The sequence below is a fragment of the Enterobacter sp. RHBSTW-00901 genome (genome assembly GCF_014103115.1).
Classification (GTDB): Bacteria; Pseudomonadota; Gammaproteobacteria; order Enterobacterales; family Enterobacteriaceae; genus Enterobacter; species Enterobacter cloacae_P.
Window position 1 is genome coordinate 2,499,562 of record NZ_JABXPB010000001.1, and the last position, 18,611, is coordinate 2,518,172.

Below are 18,611 nucleotides of genomic sequence, written 5' to 3' on the forward strand. Positions count from 1 at the left end.
ATAGCTAATTTGAAATGAATATATGATAAGCCCGGCAGTCATTTCAGCCGGGCTTGTGGCTTTAACGTGTCAGCGACGCGGAAATAATATCCAGCGCTTTACGGAACTGCACTTCGGGGATGGTGAGCGGGTACAGGAAGCGGATGACGTTGCCATACACGCCACAGCTCAGAAGCAGCAGACCTTCCTTCAGCGCACGCTCCTGCACCAGACGGGTGAATTCCGGTGACGGATGCCCGCTCTGCGGGTCGTTAAACTCTACCGCTACCATTGAACCTTGCGCGCGAATGTCGGCGATAAACGGACAGCCCGCTTTCGCTTTATTCAGCACCTCCACCAGATGGTGGCCGAGATGCGCCGCCCGCGTGCAGAGTTCCTCTTCTTCAATCACGTCCAGTACGGCGTGGGCCGCCGCAATCGCCAGCGGGTTGCCCGCATAGGTGCCGCCCAGCCCGCCTGGTGCGGGTGCATCCATCACCTCTGCCCGGCCCGATACCGCAGAGAGCGGCATTCCACCCGCCAGGCTTTTCGCCATCGTGATCAAGTCAGCCTTCACGCAGTGATGTTCCATCGAGAAGAGCTTGCCGGTACGCGCGAAGCCGGTTTGTACTTCGTCAGCAATCAGCAAAATACCGTGGGTATCGCACAGGGCACGCAGTGCCTGCATGAAATCAGCAGGGGCGACGTTGAACCCCCCCTCACCCTGAACAGGCTCAAGGATAATGGCCGCCACCTGATCCGGGGCGATATCTGCTTTAAAGATACGCTCCAGGCTTTTCAGCGACTCCGCCGTACTGACGCCGTGCAGCGCGTTCGGGTATTGCGCGTGGTAAACCGAGCCAGGGAACGGGCCAAAGCCCAGCTTGTACGGCGCGACTTTCCCCGTCAGTGCCATTGTCATAAAAGTACGGCCGTGGAAGCCACCGCCGAAAGTGATAAGACCGGGACGTCGGGTATACGCGCGGGCAATTTTCACCGCGTTTTCGACGGCTTCTGCGCCCGTCGAGAAGAAGGCCGTTTTGGCCGGGCCGTCAATGGGCATACGTTCGTTAAGACGCTCGGCAAGGGCTACATAGCCTTCGTACGGCACAATCTGGTATGCCGTATGGGTAAATGCGTGGAGTTGTTTTTCGATAGCGGAGATAACTTTTGGATGCCGGTGCCCGGTATTCAGCACGGCGATCCCGGCGGCGAAATCAATGTACTCATTGCCTTCAACGTCCCACACCGTGGCATTTTCGGCTTTTTCGGCATAGAAGTTACACATCACCCCAATACCGCGCGGCGTCGCCTGCAAACGCCGGTCATTCAGTTCGTTATTTTTCACCCTGTCCCCCTGAGAAAGTTGCCTGCTTAGCGCATCTGTAAGTGTTTGCCAGGGGGGCGGAATTCGCCAGAGCGGGAGATAAAAAAACAAAACCCCCGAATTTGCATTCGAGGGTCATCGGGGACTTCGCGGGAATTACGCTTCGATAGCGGCGCGAAGTTTTTTCATGGCGTTCTTTTCAAGCTGACGCACACGTTCAGCGGACACGCCGTAGCGGTCGGCCAGTTCCTGCAGCGTGGACTTGTTGTCTTCGTCCAGCCAACGGGCACGGATAATATCCTGACTACGTTCGTCGAGGCCTTCCATCGCATAGCTCAGCTTGTTCGCGGCCTGATCTTCCCAGTTGTCCTCTTCAATGCCGTCGGCAAAGTTAGAGGTCTTATCCTGCAGATACAGAACCGGTGCCATCGGCTGGCTGTCAGAGGCATCATCGTCGGAAGACATGTCAAACGTCATGTCCTGCGCGGCCATACGGGATTCCATCTCACGCACGTCTTTGCTGGACACGCCCAGCTCGCGCGCCACCATTTCAACTTCATCCTGATTGAACCAGCCCAGACGCTGCTTGGTTTTACGCAGATTGAAGAACAGTTTGCGTTGCGCTTTTGTCGTGGCGACCTTCACGATACGCCAGTTACGCAGAACGTATTCGTGAATTTCAGCTTTGATCCAGTGTACGGCGAAGGAGACCAGTCGCACACCCACTTCCGGGTTAAAGCGACGTACAGCCTTCATCAGACCGATGTTACCTTCCTGAATCAAGTCTGCCTGCGGCAGGCCGTAGCCCGCATAATTACGAGCAACGTGAACAACAAAGCGCAGGTGAGACAGGATCAGCTTCTTAGCTGATTCCAGGCAGCCCTGGTAATGCAGCTTTTCAGCAAGCTCCTTTTCTTCCTCGGCCGTTAACATCGGCCAGGTGTTCGCAGCCCGGATGTAAGACTCCAGGTTACCAACAGGGGCTAAAGCTAAAGTTTGCATTTCTTTGGTCATTCATTCCTCTCAATGTTTCTCTTCTGACCCTGGTTATCCCCGTCAGGCAACAACCATGCCAAAGCGTTTGAGCAACGAGATTAGCATTCACTCTTTTATCAGACAGTGATTTTATCCACAAGTTCCAGGTGCAACGGTGAATAAATTACGCACAAAATGTGACATGGAGATGATAATACGGGGAAGAGACAACAGGGACTCTTTCCCTGCAGAGCGAACACCTCGGTGCAGGGAAAGATTATATCACGCTTTTCTTAATCGGGAGTAAAGTGACGTAAATGTTGAACCGTCGCCAGCCATGCGGCCACCCAGCCGATCATCGAGCAGACCAGCAGTAGCAACAGACACTCATCGAACCCTAAGCCACTGATATCAAACTTAGTTCCGAAAACCTGCGCCACTTCGGTGACGGCAGAGGAGAGCCGCATCACCAAAATTTCTGACAATATTAATGAAAGAAATGCGCCGGAAAAACCGAGCAATGCGCCGCCGTAGAGGAATGGCCGGAGGATGAAACCATCCGTCGCACCAATCAGTTTTTGCACGTTGATGGTATCACGGCGGGCGAAGATGCTCAGACGCACGCTGTTACCGATGACAAGGAATACCGCTGCCACCATCAGCACACCAATCATCGCCGCCACACGCCCTACCAGCCCGGTCAGGGCAGAGAGACGCGCGAACCAGCTGTCATCCATACGCACTTCATCAATGCCTTTAATGCCGGTGATGCGGTCACGCAGGGTGTTGAGTGCATTCGTGCCCTGAAAATCAAGCTTCGGGATCACCACTGCCACGGCAGGCAGCGGGTTTTCTTCGAGCATGTCCAGCGCGCCACCAAACCCTGACCAGTTGCGGAACTCACCCAGCGCTTCATCACGCGAGAGATAGTTGACCTTCTCAACGCCCTGTTCGGCCTGGATCTGCCCGACCACCTGCGCCGCCGCGTTATCGTCGAGCGCTTTATCCAGATAGACCGTGATCTGCGGCGACGGATAATACTGTGACGCCGCCTGGTTGACGTTCTTATACACCATGTAGCAGACACTTGGCAGAGTCAGGGAGATGGCAATTACCATCACCGTCAGGAACGTGGCCAGCGGCTTGCTTTTCAGATCCTGTAATGCGCCGTGGAAGGCATAGCGCACCTGCTCATTGAAGACGTTGGTTTTGCGGGAGTTCGGCTTCGGTGCGGCTTTCGCGCGCTTGGGTGTATTACGATTGCCGTCACCGCCGCCCTGCGACTTACGGAAACGGTCAAACCGGTTCCCGAACTGTCGAATCTGGTTTATTGCATCACGCTTATTCACCGTGGCCTCCGTGCAAATGACCGTCGCTCAGGGTCAGCATGCGGTACGAACGACGAGAGATAAGATTGATGTCGTGCGTCGCCATCAAGACCGTTACCCCAACGCGGTTAAATTCCTCAAACAGACGCAAAATCCCTTCGGACAGGGCATCGTCCAGGTTACCGGTCGGTTCATCCGCCAGCAATACCGCAGGCTTGTTCACCACCGCACGGGCAATACCCACACGTTGTTGCTCACCGCCGGAAAGCTGGATCGGGAAGTTCTTCGCTTTGTCCAGTAGCCCGACTTTATCCAGCGCCGCAGACACGCGACGGCGGATATCATCATAGCTGGCACCGGCAATGATCAGCGGGATCGCCACGTTATCGAAAACCGTGCGATCCATCAGCAGGTGGTGATCCTGGAAAATCATGCCGATCTGACGACGCAGGAACGGCACTTCACGGTTTTTCAGGCGGCTGATGTCATGGCCGCTGAAAAAGATGTTCCCGGCACTGGGCCGTTCGATCCCACAGATAAGCTTGAGCAGGGTACTTTTCCCCGCGCCTGAATGGCCGGTCAGGAATGCCATCTCGCCTGGCTGCAGGTGGAATGTCACCCCCTGCAACGCTTGTCTCCCACCGAGATAGGCCTTGCTGACGTGTTCAAAGCGAATCATTGTTAGTCCTCTCGGGCAAATAATGCCTCAATAAAGTCGTCCGCTTTAAACGGACGTAAATCCTCAATACGCTCGCCCACACCGATGTAACGGATAGGAATGCCGAACTGATCGGCCACGGAGAAGATCACCCCGCCTTTGGCGGTACCGTCAAGCTTGGTCAGCGTGATCCCCGTCAGTCCTACCGCTTCATGGAACAGTTTCGCCTGACTAATGGCGTTCTGCCCGGTGCTGGCATCGATGGTCAGCATAATTTCATGCGGTGCTTCTTCGTCCAGCTTCTTCATGACGCGAACGATTTTCTTCAACTCTTCCATCAGGTGCGATTTGTTCTGCAAACGCCCTGCGGTATCGGCAATCAGCACATCGACATTACGCGCCTTCGCCGCCTGGATAGCATCGAAAATAACGGACGCGGAATCTGCGCCTGTATGCTGGGCAATCACCGGAATGTTGTTGCGCTGGCCCCAGACCTGCAGCTGCTCAACCGCCGCTGCACGGAAGGTATCGCCCGCCGCCAGCATCACCGATTTACCCTGCTGCTCGAACTGACGTGCCAGCTTGCCGATAGTGGTGGTTTTACCCACACCGTTCACGCCAACCATCAGAATAACAAATGGTGTTTTGCCTTCAATATTAAGCGGTTCGTCAACTTTTGCGAGAATTTCACCCATCTCGTCTTTCAGCAGACCGTACAGCGCTTCGGCGTCGCGCAGCTGTTTGCGACTCGCCCCTTCCGTCAGGTTCGCGATGATCTTACGGGTGGTTTCCACGCCGACATCGGCGATCAGCAGTTGCTCTTCCAGCTCTTCAAACAGATCGTCGTCGATCTTTTTGCCGCGGAACAGACTGATAAATCCGGAACCTAAGTTTTCTTTGGTTTTAAGCAGGCTACGTTTCAGGCGGGCGAAGAAACCTTCTTTGGTCGGTTTTTCCTGCTCCTGAACGACGTTCTCTTCGGCCTGTTCGGTAACGTCGTCTTCAGTCGCTTGTGCCGCCAGCGCCTGGGCTTCCAGCTCTTCGTCAGTCAGCTCTGGTTCGTTTTGCGCTTCCTCTTCCACCGCCTCAACAATTTCAACGGTTTCCGCTTCAGCCTGCCACTCTTCGGCAGAAACGTCTTCGGCTTTCACCTCTTCCGGCAGCGGCAACTCTTCGTGCTCAATGACCGCCTGAGGCGTTGCAATAACCTCTGCAACGTCTTCAACCACAACAGGTTCTGGTTTTTCACTCTCCTGAACCTGTTCGGTGACGTCAACCACTTCTTCAGCAAAGGCTTCAGTCTCTTCTTTGCTGTGCGCATGCTCTTCCGCTTCGACAACCGCAGCGGTTTCTACCGGTGTTTCAGGCTGCGACTGCTCTTCAACAGCTTGTTGCTCTTCGGTTTTCTGTTCTGTTTCTTGCTCTTTTTCACCGAAGCCCAGCCAGGAAAAGAAGCCACGTTTTTTTTGTTTTGCCATCTGCGACTACACTCCTCGCGGCGCTATATACATGGAAGCTAAAAAAATGATGAAATAGTCTAACACTTTACTTAATTGACATCACCGCCCGCAATCGCAGGCCAATTGTTAACAGAGCTTTCCTGAGATGAAGAAACCCAACCGCGCCCCAGCCGGTCAAATTCGTATTATCGGCGGCCAGTGGCGAGGCCGGAAATTACCGGTGCCGGATAGCCCCGGTTTACGTCCCACCACCGACCGCGTTCGCGAGACGCTGTTCAACTGGCTGGCCCCCTCTATGGTGGATGCCCATTGCCTCGACTGCTTCGCCGGTAGCGGCGCATTAGGGCTGGAAGCATTGTCGCGCTATGCTGCCAGCGCCACGCTGCTGGAGATGGAGCGCGGTGTCGCGCAGACGCTACAGCAAAATCTGGCAACGCTGAAAGCGACCAACGCCAAAGTGGTCAACACCAACACCCTGAGTTTCCTCGCGCAACAGGGCACGCCGCACAATGTGGTGTTTGTTGACCCGCCGTTCCGTAAGGGGTTGCTGGAAGAGACGTTATCCCTGCTGGAGAACAACGGCTGGCTGGCGGATGACGCGCTGATTTATGTAGAAAGTGAAGTGGAAAACGGTTTACCGCCGGTGCCCGTTCACTGGGATCTGCACCGCGAAAAAGTGGCAGGTCAGGTGGCTTATCGTCTGTATCACCGTCAGGCTCAAGGAGAATCCGATGCCAGTACTGATTAATATGGGACGTTTGCTGATGCTGTGCGTCTGGGCGTTTTTGATCCTCAATCTGGTGCACCCGTTCCCGCGCCCGATGAATATCTTCGTGAACGTGGCGTTTGTCTTTACCACCTTTATGCACGCCCTGCAGATGGTAATGCTGAAAAACGGTCTGCCGAAGGATGGCCCACAGATGACCGGCTGGCAGCAACTGCGCGTGTTTATTTTTGGCGTGTTTGAATTGCTGGTGTGGATGAAGAAATTTAAGGTGCAGGTGAAGAAGTAAGATCCCTGATGCCCCTCACCCTCTCCCCATGTACGGTCCGGGGACATAGTGAACACTTGTTCGGGGACATGGTAGACACTTACAACTAAGGCATAAGAACCCGTTTATGGAGTCACTTATGCCCTGGGATGCGAGAGATACCATGTCATTACGTACCGAGTTTGTTTTGTTCGCCTCGCAGGACGGGGCGAACATCCGTTCCCTGTGCCGTCACTACGGCATTTCGCCTGCCACTGGCTATAAGTGGCTTCAGCGCTGGGCTCAGGAAGGTGCATCCGGCCTTCTGGACCGGCCCCGTATACCTCATCATTCCCCGAACCGCTCATCTGATGACATCACTGCTCTGCTGCGCATGGCACATGACCGTCATGAACGCTGGGGCGCACGCAAGATTAAGCGCTGGCTGGAAGACCTGGGGCACTGCATGCCCGCTTTCAGCACCGTCCATAACCTGATGGCCCGCCACGGTCTGCTGCCGGGCGTTTCACCGGGCATTCCGGCCTCAGGGCGGTTCGAACATGATGCGCCCAATCGCCTCTGGCAGATGGATTTTAAGGGACACTTTCCCTTTGGTGGTGGCCGCTGTCATCCGCTCACCCTGCTGGATGACCACTCCCGCTTTTCCCTGTGCCTGGCACACTGCACCGATGAACGGCGTGAGACCGTACAGCAGCAGCTGGTCAGCGTGTTTGAACGCTACGGTCTGCCGGACAGGATGACGATGGATAACGGAGCGCCGTGGGGCGACACCACCGGCATCTGGACGGCACTGGAGCTGTGGCTGATGCGCCTGGGTATCCGGGTGGGGCACTCCCGGCCATATCATCCGCAGACACAGGGCAAGCTGGAGCGTTTTCACCGCAGCCTGAAGGCGGAAGTGTTGCAGGGGAAGTGGTTCGCGGACAGCGGTGAACTGCAGCGTGCATTTGAACACTGGCGCACCGTCTATAACCTTGAACGACCGCACGAGGCGCTGGGTATGAACGTTCCGGCCTCCCGGTATCAGCCGTCCGCACGGCAGTACAACGGCAACACAATCCCACCGGAATACGATGAGGGGGTGATGGTCAGGAAAGTCGATATCAGCGGGAAGCTGAGCGTGAAAGGAGTCAGTCTGAGCGCAGGCAAGGCGTTCAGGGGGGAACGGGTAGGGCTGAGGGAAACACAGGAAGACGGCTGTTATGACGTGTGGTGGTACAGCACGAAAGTGGGGGTGATCGACCTGAAGAAAAAGTCGATCACCATAGGTAAAGGATGTTAAAAAGTGTTCACCATGTCCCCGAACACCTGTCTACCATGTCCCCGGACCGTACACCCCATTGGGGAGAGGGAATACATCACGGCTCCGGCGTAAACCCTTCAAACCGCGACCCTTTATAACTCAGTGTCCCTTTCTCACCCACCGTCAGTTGATGGTACTGCCGCGCCTCCAGGCGAAAGGTCATCTCCAGCCCACCGGTTTCCGGCTTAAAACTCGCTTCATAGCGCATGGTCGCGCCCGCAGGTGTCACCTGCTGCTGACGCGAGCGTCGGTCATTAAGGGCTTTCTCGCGTTTGTTGCTCACCACCACGCGTTTTTGCATCAGCGGCGCGGCATCGTTATCTGCTTTCTCACGGCGCTGCTGCACGAAACGAAACGAAGCGGCAATGACGATAATCGCCAGCACGATAATGAAAAACAGCGGCATCTTGCTCATTCAAAAATCCCATCAGATTATGCGGAATTCAGGATACCTTGCCTGCCCCACCATTGCCAAACGCCTGTCCGCGTCACTACACTGGATCAGAAACTGATTATTCAGCCTCAACAGATACAGGGAGTTAATATGCTTTGGTCATTTATCGCTGTCTGTTTTTCCGCATGGCTTTACGTCGATGCGTCGTATCGCGGCCCGGCCTGGCAGCGCTGGTTATTTAAACCCGTCACGCTGTTGCTGCTTCTGCTACTGGCCTGGCAAGCGCCGGTGTTTAACGCCGTCAGTTATCTGGTGCTCGCCGGATTGTGCGCCTCTCTCATTGGCGATGCCTTAACCCTGCTGCCGCGCCAGCGTCTGCTGTATGCCGTGGGTGCGTTCTTCCTGTCGCATCTGCTTTATACCATCTACTTTGCCAGCCAGATGACGCTGTCATTCTTCTGGCCGCTCCCGCTGGTGCTGCTGGTGATTGGCGCGCTGCTGGTTGCGGTGATTTGGTCTCGTCTGGAAGAGATGCGCTGGCCGGTCTGTACGTTCATCGCCATGACGCTGGTGATGGTGTGGCTGGCGGGTGAGCTGTGGTTCTTCCGTCCCACGTCTCCGGCGATGTCCGCGTTCTTCGGCGCAGCACTGCTGTTAGCCGGTAATGTCGTCTGGCTGGTCAGCCATTATCGCTGCCGTTTCCGTGCGGATAACGCCATTGCCGCCGCTTGCTATTTTGCCGGGCATTTCCTGATTGTCCGTTCGCTGTATATTTAAATAACGCTTGACTCTGGAGTCGACTCCAGAGTGTATGCTGCGGTTAATGAGAAAATTATCATTACCGGAGACTGCCATGTCGACTCCAGAAACACCGAAAAAAGTTCCCCAGTTCTCGGCACTTAAGCTGAGCCCGGCTCCGCCGAAAGACGACTGCTGCTGCGATGGCGCATGCGAAACGCAAAACGTGCAGCCACTGCCTGAAAGCGGGAGCCGCTACAGTTGGATAATCAACGGCATGGACTGCGCAGCCTGCGCCCGTAAAGTTGAAAATGCAGTCAAACAGGTGCCTGGGGTCAGCCATGTTCAGGTGCTGTTTGCTACCGAAAAGCTGCTGATCAGCGCGGATAATGATGTGAGCAAACAGGTTGAAGCCGCCGTCAGCAAGGCCGGTTACTCCCTGCGTAGCGAAAGCGCTCCTGTTGAGAAGACCTCCCCATTGCGGGAAAATCTGCCACTTATCACACTCATCATCATGATGGCCCTCAGCTGGAGCCTGGAACAGATTAACCATCCGTTCGGCAATCTGGCGTTTATCGCCACCACGCTGGTTGGTCTTTTCCCGATTGCCCGTCAGGCGTTGCGCCTGATGAAAACAGGTAGCTGGTTTGCCATCGAAACCCTGATGAGCGTAGCGGCCATTGGTGCGTTGTTCATTGGTGCCACAGCGGAAGCCGCAATGGTGCTGTTGCTGTTCTTAATCGGCGAACGTCTTGAGGGCTGGGCGGCAAGCCGGGCACGTAAAGGGGTCAGCGCGCTGATGGCGCTGAAACCGGAAACCGCCACGCGGGTAGTGAACGGTAACCGCGAGACCGTGGCGATCAACACGCTACGCCCCGGCGACGTAATTGAAGTCGCGGCGGGCGGACGTCTGCCAGCCGATGGCGCATTGCTCGCCGCCACGGCAAGTTTTGACGAAAGCGCCCTGACCGGGGAATCCATTCCTGTTGAGCGGGCAGCAGGCGAAAAAGTGCCTGCCGGAGCCACCAGCGTCGATCGTCTGGTACAACTGACGGTGCTTTCCGAACCGGGTGACAGCGCTATTGACCGTATCCTGAAGCTGATTGAAGAAGCCGAAGAGCGCCGGGCACCGGTTGAACGTTTTATCGATCGCTTTAGCCGGATTTACACCCCCGCCATCATGCTGGTCGCCCTGCTGGTGACTATCGTCCCGCCGTTGTTCTTTGCTGCGCCGTGGGAGGGCTGGATTTATAAAGGTCTGACGCTGCTGCTGATTGGCTGTCCGTGTGCGCTGGTGATCTCTACTCCTGCGGCCATTACGTCTGGCCTGGCGGCTGCTGCACGACGCGGGGCATTGATTAAAGGCGGTGCGGCGCTGGAACAGCTGAGCCAGGTTCAGCATATTGCCTTCGATAAAACCGGTACGCTGACCGTAGGTAAACCGCAGGTTACCGGTATTTATCCGCAGGAGATGAGAGAAAACGCGCTTCTTATGCTGGCCGCCGCTGTAGAGCAGGGTTCAACCCACCCGCTGGCGATAGCCATTGTTCGTGAAGCGCAGGCGCGCGAGCTGGTCATCCCTGAGGCAACCGCCCAGCGTGCGCTGGTCGGGTCCGGCATTGAGGCCGACGTCGAAGGCAAAAAAGTGCTGATCGTCGCAGCGGATAAATCCCCTGCCGCAGAGTTGAGCCAGCAGATCCAGATGCTGGAGCAGGCCGGGCAAACGGTCGTGGTCGTTGTGCAGGACGGCATCACGAAAGGTATACTGACCCTGCGTGATACCTTGCGCGACGATGCCAAAGAGGCCGTAGCGGCGCTGCATCAGCTGGGTGTTCAGGGTGTGATCCTGACCGGTGACAACCCACGCGCGGCGGCAGCGATTGCCGGTGAACTGGGGCTGGAGTTTAAAGCCGGATTATTGCCTGCGGATAAGGTCAGTGCCGTAACAGAACTGAACGGTCATGCTCCGCTGGCGATGGTGGGGGACGGCATCAACGATGCTCCGGCAATGAAAGCCTCAACCATTGGCATTGCAATGGGAAGCGGCACCGACGTGGCGCTGGAAACTGCGGACGCCGCGCTAACGCATAACCGCCTGACCGGGCTGGCGCAAATGATCGGTCTGGCACGTGCCACACGTGCCAATATTCGCCAGAACATCACCATTGCACTGGGCCTGAAGGGGATATTCCTGGTGACCACACTGCTCGGCATGACCGGACTGTGGCTGGCGGTGCTGGCGGATACCGGGGCGACGGTACTGGTGACGGCGAATGCGCTGAGGCTGTTGCGCCGGAGGTAAAAGCAAAAAGGTAACGCAAGTTGCTTTTTTAGTGTTTGCTCCCTCTCCCCGTGGGTGTACAGTCCGGGGACATAGTGAACACTTGTTCGGGGACATGGTAGACACTTACAACTAAGGCATAAGAACCCGTTTATGGAGTCACTTATGCCCTGGGATGCGAGAGATACCATGTCATTACGTACCGAGTTTGTTTTGTTCGCCTCGCAGGACGGGGCGAACATCCGTTCCCTGTGCCGTCACTACGGCATTTCGCCTGCCACCGGCTATAAGTGGCTTCAGCGCTGGGCTCAGGAAGGCGCATCCGGCCTTCTGGACCGGCCCCGTATACCTCATCATTCCCCGAACCGCTCATCTGATGACATCACAGCTCTTCTGCGCATGGCACATGACCGTCATGAACGCTGGGGCGCACGCAAGATTAAGCGCTGGCTGGAAGACCTGGGGCACTGCATGCCCGCTTTCAGCACCGTCCATAACCTGATGGCCCGCCACGGTCTGCTGCCGGGCGTTTCACCGGGCATTCCGGCCTCAGGGCGGTTCGAACATGATGCGCCCAATCGCCTCTGGCAGATGGATTTTAAGGGACACTTTCCCTTTGGTGGTGGCCGCTGTCATCCGCTCACCCTGCTGGATGACCACTCCCGCTTTTCCCTGTGCCTGGCACACTGCACCGATGAACGGCGTGAGACCGTACAGCAGCAGCTGGTCAGCGTGTTTGAACGCTACGGTCTGCCGGACAGGATGACGATGGATAACGGAGCGCCGTGGGGCGACACCACCGGCATCTGGACGGCACTGGAGCTGTGGCTGATGCGCCTGGGTATCCGGGTGGGGCACTCCCGGCCATATCATCCGCAGACACAGGGCAAGCTGGAGCGTTTTCACCGCAGCCTGAAGGCGGAAGTGTTGCAGGGGAAGTGGTTCGCGGACAGCGGTGAACTGCAGCGTGCATTTGAACACTGGCGCACCGTCTATAACCTTGAACGACCGCACGAGGCGCTGGGTATGAACGTTCCGGCCTCCCGGTATCAGCCGTCCGCACGGCAGTACAACGGCAACACAATCCCACCGGAATACGATGAGGGGGTGATGGTCAGGAAAGTCGATATCAGCGGGAAGCTGAGCGTGAAAGGAGTCAGTCTGAGCGCAGGCAAGGCGTTCAGGGGGGAACGGGTAGGGCTGAGGGAAACACAGGAAGACGGCTGTTATGACGTGTGGTGGTACAGCACGAAAGTGGGGGTGATCGACCTGAAGAAAAAGTCGATCACCATAGGTAAAGGATGTTAAAAAGTGTTCACCATGTCCCCGAACACCTGTCTACCATGTCCCCGGACCGTACAGTGGGAGAGGGCCGGAGTGAGGGCATCAGGCTGCTATGAACCTTTTCGGATCAAATACCGGTACGGCAGCGCCTCAGTCTGCTGCGCCACCAGCTCATGTTCCATAAAGGTACAAAAACCGGGGATATCGCGGGTGGTGGCCGGGTCGTCGGCGATAATCAGCAGCGTTTCACCCGCCTGCATATTGCGCACGGTTTTGCGCACCATCATTACCGGCTCCGGGCAGCGGAGGCCCTGGGCATCAAGAGTGTGGTCTGGGTTGGAAAACAGGTCGGTCATGTTCTTCTCATTCAGGTAAAAACGGCAGTAGTTTACGCCGCACTGTCATCAATGCAAACCAGGTTAACGATTGCGTGAAAATTAACCATTGCAAAGTCCAGTCAAAGCAGTATGATGCGGCGGTTTTATTGGGTTCCCTCACCCCAAATGTTCATCAAAAAGGTACAATATGAACTCCTTTACACAAACCCAGCGCGTAAAAGCGTTGTTCTGGCTTTCGCTTTTCCACCTGCTGGTGATCACTTCCAGTAACTATCTGGTGCAGCTCCCGATCGCCATTTTTGGTTTTCACACCACCTGGGGCGCGTTCAGTTTTCCATTTATTTTCCTCGCCACCGATTTGACCGTGCGTATCTTTGGTGCACCGCTGGCTCGTCGCATTATTTTTGCCGTGATGCTCCCGGCACTGTTCATTTCGTACGTGATCTCTTCCCTGTTCTATATGGGAAGCTGGCAGGGCTTTGAGGCGCTCACGCACTTCAACCTGTTTGTCGCCCGTATCGCTACCGCCAGCTTTATGGCCTACGCGCTGGGGCAGATCCTTGATGTTCATGTGTTTAACCGCCTGCGTCAGAATCATCGCTGGTGGATGGCACCGACTGCCTCCACGCTGTTCGGCAACGTGAGCGACACGCTGGCGTTCTTCTTCATCGCCTTCTGGCGCAGCCCGGACGCGTTTATGGCCGAACACTGGATGGAAATCGCGCTGGTGGACTACTGCTTCAAGGTGTTAATCAGTATCGTGTTCTTCCTGCCAATGTACGGCGTACTGTTGAATATGCTGCTGAAAAGGCTGGCAGATAAATCTGAAATCACGGCATTGCAGGCTGGTTAAGGGTTCGCTTTATCAGTTGTGATAAGATGGGCGAATGAGCCGTTATGGCCGTTTATCGAAAGGAAGAAGTCAATGCGCAATCTGGTTAAATATGTCGGGATTGGCCTGCTGGTTGTAGGCCTTGCAGCCTGTGATAACAGCGACACGAAAACGCCTGCTCAGGGCGCGTCCGCAGAGAGCAACGCGGCCGGGCAACCGGTAAACCTGCTGGATGGTAAACTCAGTTTCTCTCTGCCAGCCGATATGACTGACCAGAGCGGTAAGCTGGGGACTCAGGCGAACAATATGCACGTCTATTCCGACGCAACCGGGCAGAAAGCGGTCATTGTGATTGTGGGCGACGCTACCAGCGAAGATTTGAGCGTACTGTCCAAACGTCTGGAAGATCAGCAGCGTAGCCGCGACCCGCAGCTGCAGGTGGTAACCAATAAGAGCATCGACCTGAAAGGCCACACGCTGCAACAGCTCGACAGCATCATCTCAGCAAAAGGCCAGACCGCTTACTCTTCTGTGGTGCTTGGTAAGGTTGATAACAAACTGCTGACCCTGCAGATCACCCTGCCAGCTGAAGACCAGCAGAAAGCGCAGGCTGCCGCTGAAAACATCATTAACACCATCGTGATCCAGTAATCCTCACGATGATGACGTGGCCTCCGGTGCTTGCAACCGGGGGCCATTTTTTTAGCCGTGGCAGAGCACATTTACCGGGATAACTGACCTACTAATATATGTAGGTTTAATCCCTGTATAATATGCGACATCTTATCGCCACCGTAAATACGTGCATTTTTTCATTTGCGTTAATGTATATTTCCCATAGATTATATTTTCCGCAAGAGATAACAAAAACGTTAACGCTTATTTAACGCAAATTTTCGCCACGCCATTATTACCCCTGACCCACATGGCATATATACCCCTCCACGTTAAATAAATGCCAACATTAATATCTAAAAAAAATATATTCAGTGCCGATAACAGGCTGAGTGGAAATATAATTTGTAAAAAACACTGTCTTTAATTGTTATTATTGATACGGAGTTGTTGATGAAAAAGATCGTTAAATGGTTTGCTGCTTTTGCAATTGCCGGTGCACTGGCAGGCTGTGCCCGTACCGCTCCAGTCGATCAGGTTCACTCTATTGTAAGTGCAGGCCATACTGCTGAGCAGGTGAAAACCGCGATTCTGAAAGCAGGTCAAAAACGCGAATGGATCATGACTGAAGCAGGCCCGGGCGTTATTAAGGGTCGTCTGCAGGCACGTGACCACTCTGCCGAAGTGCGCATTCCTTACTCTGCAACAAGTTATTCAATTAACTACGAAAGCAGCCTGAACCTGAAAGCATCCGGCGGTAAAATCCACAAGAACTACAACCGCTGGGTTCATAACCTCGACCATGATATTCAGCTGAATCTCGCGGCAGGCGCAGCACTGTAATATTTTTCTCAAGTCGGGCCGTAAATGGCCCGATAACCTGTTTTTCTCGCCCCAGAAAGGTTACGGAATAATGTACGAAAAGGACACTCTCGGCGCGCTGGATGCCATTACCGAAGCACAACGTATCGCTTTTGCTCCGATGCTGTTTCAAACCGCGCTTTGTCTGCGTAACCTGGGTGTACTGGCCTGGCTCGATAAACAAAGCACACAAGGTGCCAGCCTTGAGGAAATTACCGAAAACTGCCCCCTGAATGCCTATGGAGTCAGCGTACTGTTGGATATGGGGTTAAGTGGACGGATCGTTACCTGCAAAGAAGGGCGTTATTATCTGGCAAAAGTGGGACATTTTTTACTGCACGATCCAATGACCCGTATAAATATGGATTTCACCCAGGACGTTTGTTACCAGGGCTTATTTTACCTGGCTGACGCTCTACAAAAAGAAAAACCAGCCGGGTTATCCGTGTTTGGTAACTGGCCGACAATCTATCCGGCATTATCGCAATTACCAGAGCAGGCAAAAGAGAGCTGGTTTGCCTTTGATCATTACTATTCTGACGCGGCTTTTGACGCCGCTCTGCCATATATATTCGCAAGCTCGCCAACAAAATTGTACGATGTGGGCGGAAATACGGGTAAATGGGCGTTACGCTGCTGCCGTTATGACGACAAAGTTGCCGTAACGATCCTTGACCTGCCGCAGCAGATAGCGCTGGCGCAAGATAACATTGCAAAAGCAGGTTTATCTCATCGCATTGGGTTCCACACTGTTGATATGCTTAGTCACTCGACATTGCCGGGTGATGCTGACGTCTGGTGGATGAGCCAGTTTCTGGACTGTTTCTCTCCGGAGCAGATTGTCGCCATGTTGACTCGCGTTGCACAGGCAATGAAGCCAGGTGCTCAGCTATGCATTATGGAGTTGTTCTGGGACGCCCAGAAATTTGAGGCTGCATCTTTCAGTCTGAATGCCACCTCGCTTTATTTCACCTGTATGGCGAACGGCAATAGTCGATTTTACAGCGTAGAGAAGTTTTCTCACTACCTGGAGATGGCCGGTTTCCGCATAGAGAAGCGGCTGGACAACCTTGGGGTTGGCCATACCTTATTGGTTTGTCAAAAAATTGAACAATAGATCAGCGTAACTGCCTGGACAGGCTAGCTATTTGATTACGGTTTTTCCGCGGACGCGCGTAAATGAAATTTTCACTGAACATTATTGACTGGCAGGCAAGAGCGCCAGGCCTAAGTGATGCCGCTGAGTGGCAGGCGTGGTCACGCCAGCAACTTACCATCGACCCGGCAGCACCGCTGGCTAAGCTGGTCGAACTGCCGATGATGACAGCACGCCGCCTCAACTCAGGTAGCAAACTGGCGGTAGATATTGGTCTTGCGATACTTCGCCATCACGCCGTCGATGCCGTTGTCTATTCCAGCCGTCATGGCGAACTGGAGCGTAACTACCGTATTCTGCATGCCCTGGCGACTGGGCAGTCCGTCTCGCCGACCGATTTCGCCATGTCTGTGCACAACTCGGCAGTGGGTAATCTCACGATCTCTGCACGTCAACCGATAGTCTCTTCCTCTGTTTCTGCCGGTCTGGACACCTTCCAGCAGGCGTTATGTGAAGTGCTGAGTCTACTCCACGCTGGCTATTCCCGTGTTTTGCTGGTCGATTTTGATGGCGCACTCCCCGACTTTTACCATCCAGGTCTCCCGTTGCAGATGCCGACCTGGCCGTACGCGCTGGCACTGGTTATTGAAGCCGGTAGCGCACTGAGCTGCGAAACCCGCAGCGGCAGCACGGGTGAAGAACCTGCACTGCCGCAAAGCCTGATATTCCTGCAACGTTACCTTAGCGATGAACGGCAGTTTGTGGTTTCTGGAGAACGTTTGCAGTGGCAATGGACACGCGAATGAACCGCCTGACTGCCCGTATCAACTGGTTATGGCGTCTGATGATGACCGGCTGCTGCTTCGTGCTGTTTGGCGTGGGGGGACTGCTGCTATCGCTGGTGTGGTTCAACCTTTTGCTGATTGTCCAGCGTGACCGCGCCAAGCGCCGCCGTCTGGCACGTCGCAGCATTGCCGCCAGCTTCCGTTTCTTCTTAGCTATCGCCCGTGGCACAGGGGTGCTGGACTATCGCATTAACAATCTTGATGCCCTGCGTAACGATCGCGGCTGTCTGGTGATTGCCAACCATCCCACGCTGATTGATTACGTGATCCTGGCGTCCGTCATGCCCGAAACTGACTGTCTGGTGAAAAGTGCGTTGTTGCACAATCCCTTTGTCAGTGGTGTCATTCGTGCAGCGGATTACCTGATTAATAGCGAAGCCGGGACGTTGCTCAACGCCAGCCAGCAGCGCCTGGCACAGGGCGACACGCTGTTAATCTTCCCGGAAGGTACACGTACACAATTCGGAGAGGCTATCTCCCTGCAGCGCGGTGCGGCAAATATTGCTGTGCGCTGTAACAGCGATCTGCGGGTGGTGCTGATCCACTGCAGCGAACATCTGCTGGATAAAAAAAGCCGCTGGTACGACGTACCCGCAAACAAACCTGTTTTCACCGTTGATGTCCGCGAACGCGTGAACATCAACGATTTTTACGATGCAAATCAACAAGAACCGGCACTGGCGGCAAGGCAGTTAAACCGGCATCTGCAGCATCGATTAACATCAGGCCTTCAATCTTTGTCAGGAATTAATGATGCAAGCGCTTTATCTTGAAATTAAGAATCTCATCATCTCTACGCTGAATCTGGACGAGCTTACCCCCGAGGACATCGATACCGATGCCGCGCTGTTTGGCGATGGTCTGGGTCTCGACTCCATCGACGCTCTCGAACTTGGCCTGGCCGTGAAAAACCAGTACGGCGTGGTGCTTTCTGCTGAAAGCGAAGAGATGCGTCAGCACTTCTTTTCCGTCGCCACGCTGGCTTCCTTTATCAACACCCAACGCGCCTGAGACGTGATCCGTTATGACAGAACAAGAAACGATTTATCAGGAAGTCTCCGGGCTTCTGGCCAAACTGTTTGAAATCGACCCGCAGGAGATTACCCCTGAGGCTCGCCTGTATGAGGATCTGGAGCTGGACAGCATCGATGCGGTAGACATGGTTGTTCACCTGCAGAAGAAAACGGGTAAGAAAATCAAACCGGAAACCTTCAAATCGGTCCGTACCGTTCAGGATGTGGTAGACGCCGTCGCTCAGCTGCTGCACGAAGAGTAAGACACCGTGCGTGGTGGACGGACGTTTCC

Annotated in this window: 21 protein-coding genes; 14 read left to right on the forward strand and 7 right to left on the reverse strand. The window is 54.8% G+C overall.

Annotated features, from left to right (window positions below):
* Window positions 1–61: 61 nt before the first annotated feature.
* The 5 genes from HV318_RS12065 to ftsY form a co-directional block, all read right to left on the reverse strand.
* Window positions 62–1,327: a 4-aminobutyrate--2-oxoglutarate transaminase gene (locus HV318_RS12065; protein WP_182272939.1), complete on the reverse strand. Its 1,266-nt coding sequence runs from the start codon at window positions 1,325–1,327 to the stop codon at window positions 62–64.
* Between the two features lie 135 nt (window positions 1,328–1,462).
* Window positions 1,463–2,320: an RNA polymerase sigma factor RpoH gene (gene rpoH / locus HV318_RS12070; RefSeq protein ID WP_182272940.1), complete on the reverse strand. Its 858-nt coding sequence runs from the start codon at window positions 2,318–2,320 to the stop codon at window positions 1,463–1,465.
* 254 nt (window positions 2,321–2,574) lie between these two features.
* Window positions 2,575–3,630, reverse strand: coding sequence for a permease-like cell division protein FtsX (gene ftsX / locus HV318_RS12075; protein ID WP_182272941.1), 1,056 nt, complete (start codon window positions 3,628–3,630; stop codon window positions 2,575–2,577).
* Complete coding sequence (gene ftsE / locus HV318_RS12080) at window positions 3,623–4,288, reverse strand: cell division ATP-binding protein FtsE (protein ID WP_182272942.1); 666 nt, start codon at window positions 4,286–4,288, stop codon at window positions 3,623–3,625. The genes ftsX and ftsE overlap by 8 nt, the downstream gene beginning before the upstream one ends.
* 2 nt (window positions 4,289–4,290) lie before the next feature.
* Window positions 4,291–5,745 (reverse strand): signal recognition particle-docking protein FtsY, encoded by a 1,455-nt coding sequence (ftsY, locus tag HV318_RS12085; RefSeq protein WP_182272943.1) that lies wholly within the window; start codon window positions 5,743–5,745, stop codon window positions 4,291–4,293.
* 127 nt (window positions 5,746–5,872) lie between these two features.
* Here ftsY and rsmD point away from each other — a divergent pair, with 127 nt between their 5' ends.
* The 3 genes from rsmD (at window position 5,873) to HV318_RS12100 (ending at window position 8,001) form a co-directional block, all read left to right on the forward strand.
* Window positions 5,873–6,475, forward strand: a complete 603-nt coding sequence (gene rsmD / locus HV318_RS12090) for a 16S rRNA (guanine(966)-N(2))-methyltransferase (protein ID WP_182272944.1) — start codon at window positions 5,873–5,875, stop codon at window positions 6,473–6,475.
* Window positions 6,459–6,740, forward strand: a complete 282-nt coding sequence (locus tag HV318_RS12095) for a DUF1145 family protein (RefSeq protein ID WP_182272945.1) — start codon at window positions 6,459–6,461, stop codon at window positions 6,738–6,740. The genes rsmD and HV318_RS12095 overlap by 17 nt, the downstream gene beginning before the upstream one ends.
* A 118-nt stretch (window positions 6,741–6,858) precedes the next feature.
* A complete protein-coding gene (locus tag HV318_RS12100) occupies window positions 6,859–8,001 on the forward strand; it encodes an IS481 family transposase (RefSeq protein WP_419195714.1) in 1,143 nt (380 codons plus the stop codon).
* 76 nt (window positions 8,002–8,077) lie between these two features.
* On the opposite strand, the gene HV318_RS12105 is transcribed toward HV318_RS12100, so the two are convergent.
* Window positions 8,078–8,437, reverse strand: a complete 360-nt coding sequence (locus HV318_RS12105) for a DUF2500 domain-containing protein (protein ID WP_182272946.1) — start codon at window positions 8,435–8,437, stop codon at window positions 8,078–8,080.
* A 129-nt stretch (window positions 8,438–8,566) separates the two neighbouring features.
* Between HV318_RS12105 and HV318_RS12110 the strand changes: the two genes are divergently transcribed.
* The 3 genes from HV318_RS12110 to HV318_RS12120 all read left to right on the forward strand — a co-directional run bounded on the left by HV318_RS12110 (window position 8,567) and on the right by HV318_RS12120 (window position 12,743).
* The gene (locus HV318_RS12110; protein WP_182272947.1) at window positions 8,567–9,193 is read left to right on the forward strand and encodes a lysoplasmalogenase; all 627 of its coding nucleotides are present in this window, start codon (window positions 8,567–8,569) and stop codon (window positions 9,191–9,193) included.
* Between the two features lie 76 nt (window positions 9,194–9,269).
* On the forward strand, window positions 9,270–11,456 hold the full coding sequence (gene zntA / locus HV318_RS12115; RefSeq protein WP_182272948.1) for a Zn(II)/Cd(II)/Pb(II) translocating P-type ATPase ZntA: 2,187 nt from the start codon (window positions 9,270–9,272) through the stop codon (window positions 11,454–11,456).
* 144 nt (window positions 11,457–11,600) lie between these two features.
* The gene (locus tag HV318_RS12120; protein WP_419195714.1) at window positions 11,601–12,743 is read left to right on the forward strand and encodes an IS481 family transposase; all 1,143 of its coding nucleotides are present in this window, start codon (window positions 11,601–11,603) and stop codon (window positions 12,741–12,743) included.
* A gap of 86 nt (window positions 12,744–12,829) precedes the next feature.
* Here the strand turns inward: HV318_RS12120 and tusA are convergent, their stop codons facing one another.
* Window positions 12,830–13,075 carry a sulfurtransferase TusA gene (gene tusA, locus HV318_RS12125; RefSeq protein ID WP_182272949.1) on the reverse strand — a complete coding sequence of 82 codons (246 nt, stop codon included), beginning with the start codon at window positions 13,073–13,075 and terminating at the stop codon, window positions 12,830–12,832.
* A 169-nt stretch (window positions 13,076–13,244) separates the two neighbouring features.
* Between tusA and HV318_RS12130 the strand changes: the two genes are divergently transcribed.
* The 8 genes from HV318_RS12130 (at window position 13,245) to HV318_RS12165 (ending at window position 18,582) form a co-directional block, all read left to right on the forward strand.
* The gene (locus HV318_RS12130; RefSeq protein ID WP_182272950.1) at window positions 13,245–13,910 is read left to right on the forward strand and encodes a 7-cyano-7-deazaguanine/7-aminomethyl-7-deazaguanine transporter; all 666 of its coding nucleotides are present in this window, start codon (window positions 13,245–13,247) and stop codon (window positions 13,908–13,910) included.
* Between the two features lie 72 nt (window positions 13,911–13,982).
* Window positions 13,983–14,540, forward strand: a complete 558-nt coding sequence (locus tag HV318_RS12135) for a DcrB family lipoprotein (RefSeq protein WP_182272951.1) — start codon at window positions 13,983–13,985, stop codon at window positions 14,538–14,540.
* Between the two features lie 417 nt (window positions 14,541–14,957).
* Entirely contained in the window at window positions 14,958–15,347 is a 390-nt protein-coding gene (apeA, locus tag HV318_RS12140; RefSeq protein ID WP_182272952.1) for an ApeA family protein, read from the forward strand.
* Window positions 15,348–15,417: 70 nt separating this feature from the next.
* A complete protein-coding gene (locus HV318_RS12145; protein WP_182272953.1) occupies window positions 15,418–16,482 on the forward strand; it encodes a class I SAM-dependent methyltransferase in 1,065 nt (354 codons plus the stop codon).
* Between the two features lie 62 nt (window positions 16,483–16,544).
* Window positions 16,545–17,267 (forward strand): beta-ketoacyl synthase chain length factor, encoded by a 723-nt coding sequence (locus HV318_RS12150; protein WP_182272954.1) that lies wholly within the window; start codon window positions 16,545–16,547, stop codon window positions 17,265–17,267.
* Complete coding sequence (locus HV318_RS12155) at window positions 17,264–18,079, forward strand: lysophospholipid acyltransferase family protein (RefSeq protein ID WP_182272955.1); 816 nt, start codon at window positions 17,264–17,266, stop codon at window positions 18,077–18,079. Before HV318_RS12150 ends, HV318_RS12155 begins: the two co-directional genes overlap by 4 nt.
* Window positions 18,060–18,317, forward strand: a complete 258-nt coding sequence (gene apeE / locus HV318_RS12160) for an ApeE family acyl carrier protein (protein WP_182274587.1) — start codon at window positions 18,060–18,062, stop codon at window positions 18,315–18,317. The genes HV318_RS12155 and apeE overlap by 20 nt, the downstream gene beginning before the upstream one ends.
* 13 nt (window positions 18,318–18,330) lie before the next feature.
* Window positions 18,331–18,582 carry an acyl carrier protein gene (locus HV318_RS12165; RefSeq protein WP_182272956.1) on the forward strand — a complete coding sequence of 84 codons (252 nt, stop codon included), beginning with the start codon at window positions 18,331–18,333 and terminating at the stop codon, window positions 18,580–18,582.
* Window positions 18,583–18,611: the final 29 nt, after the last annotated feature.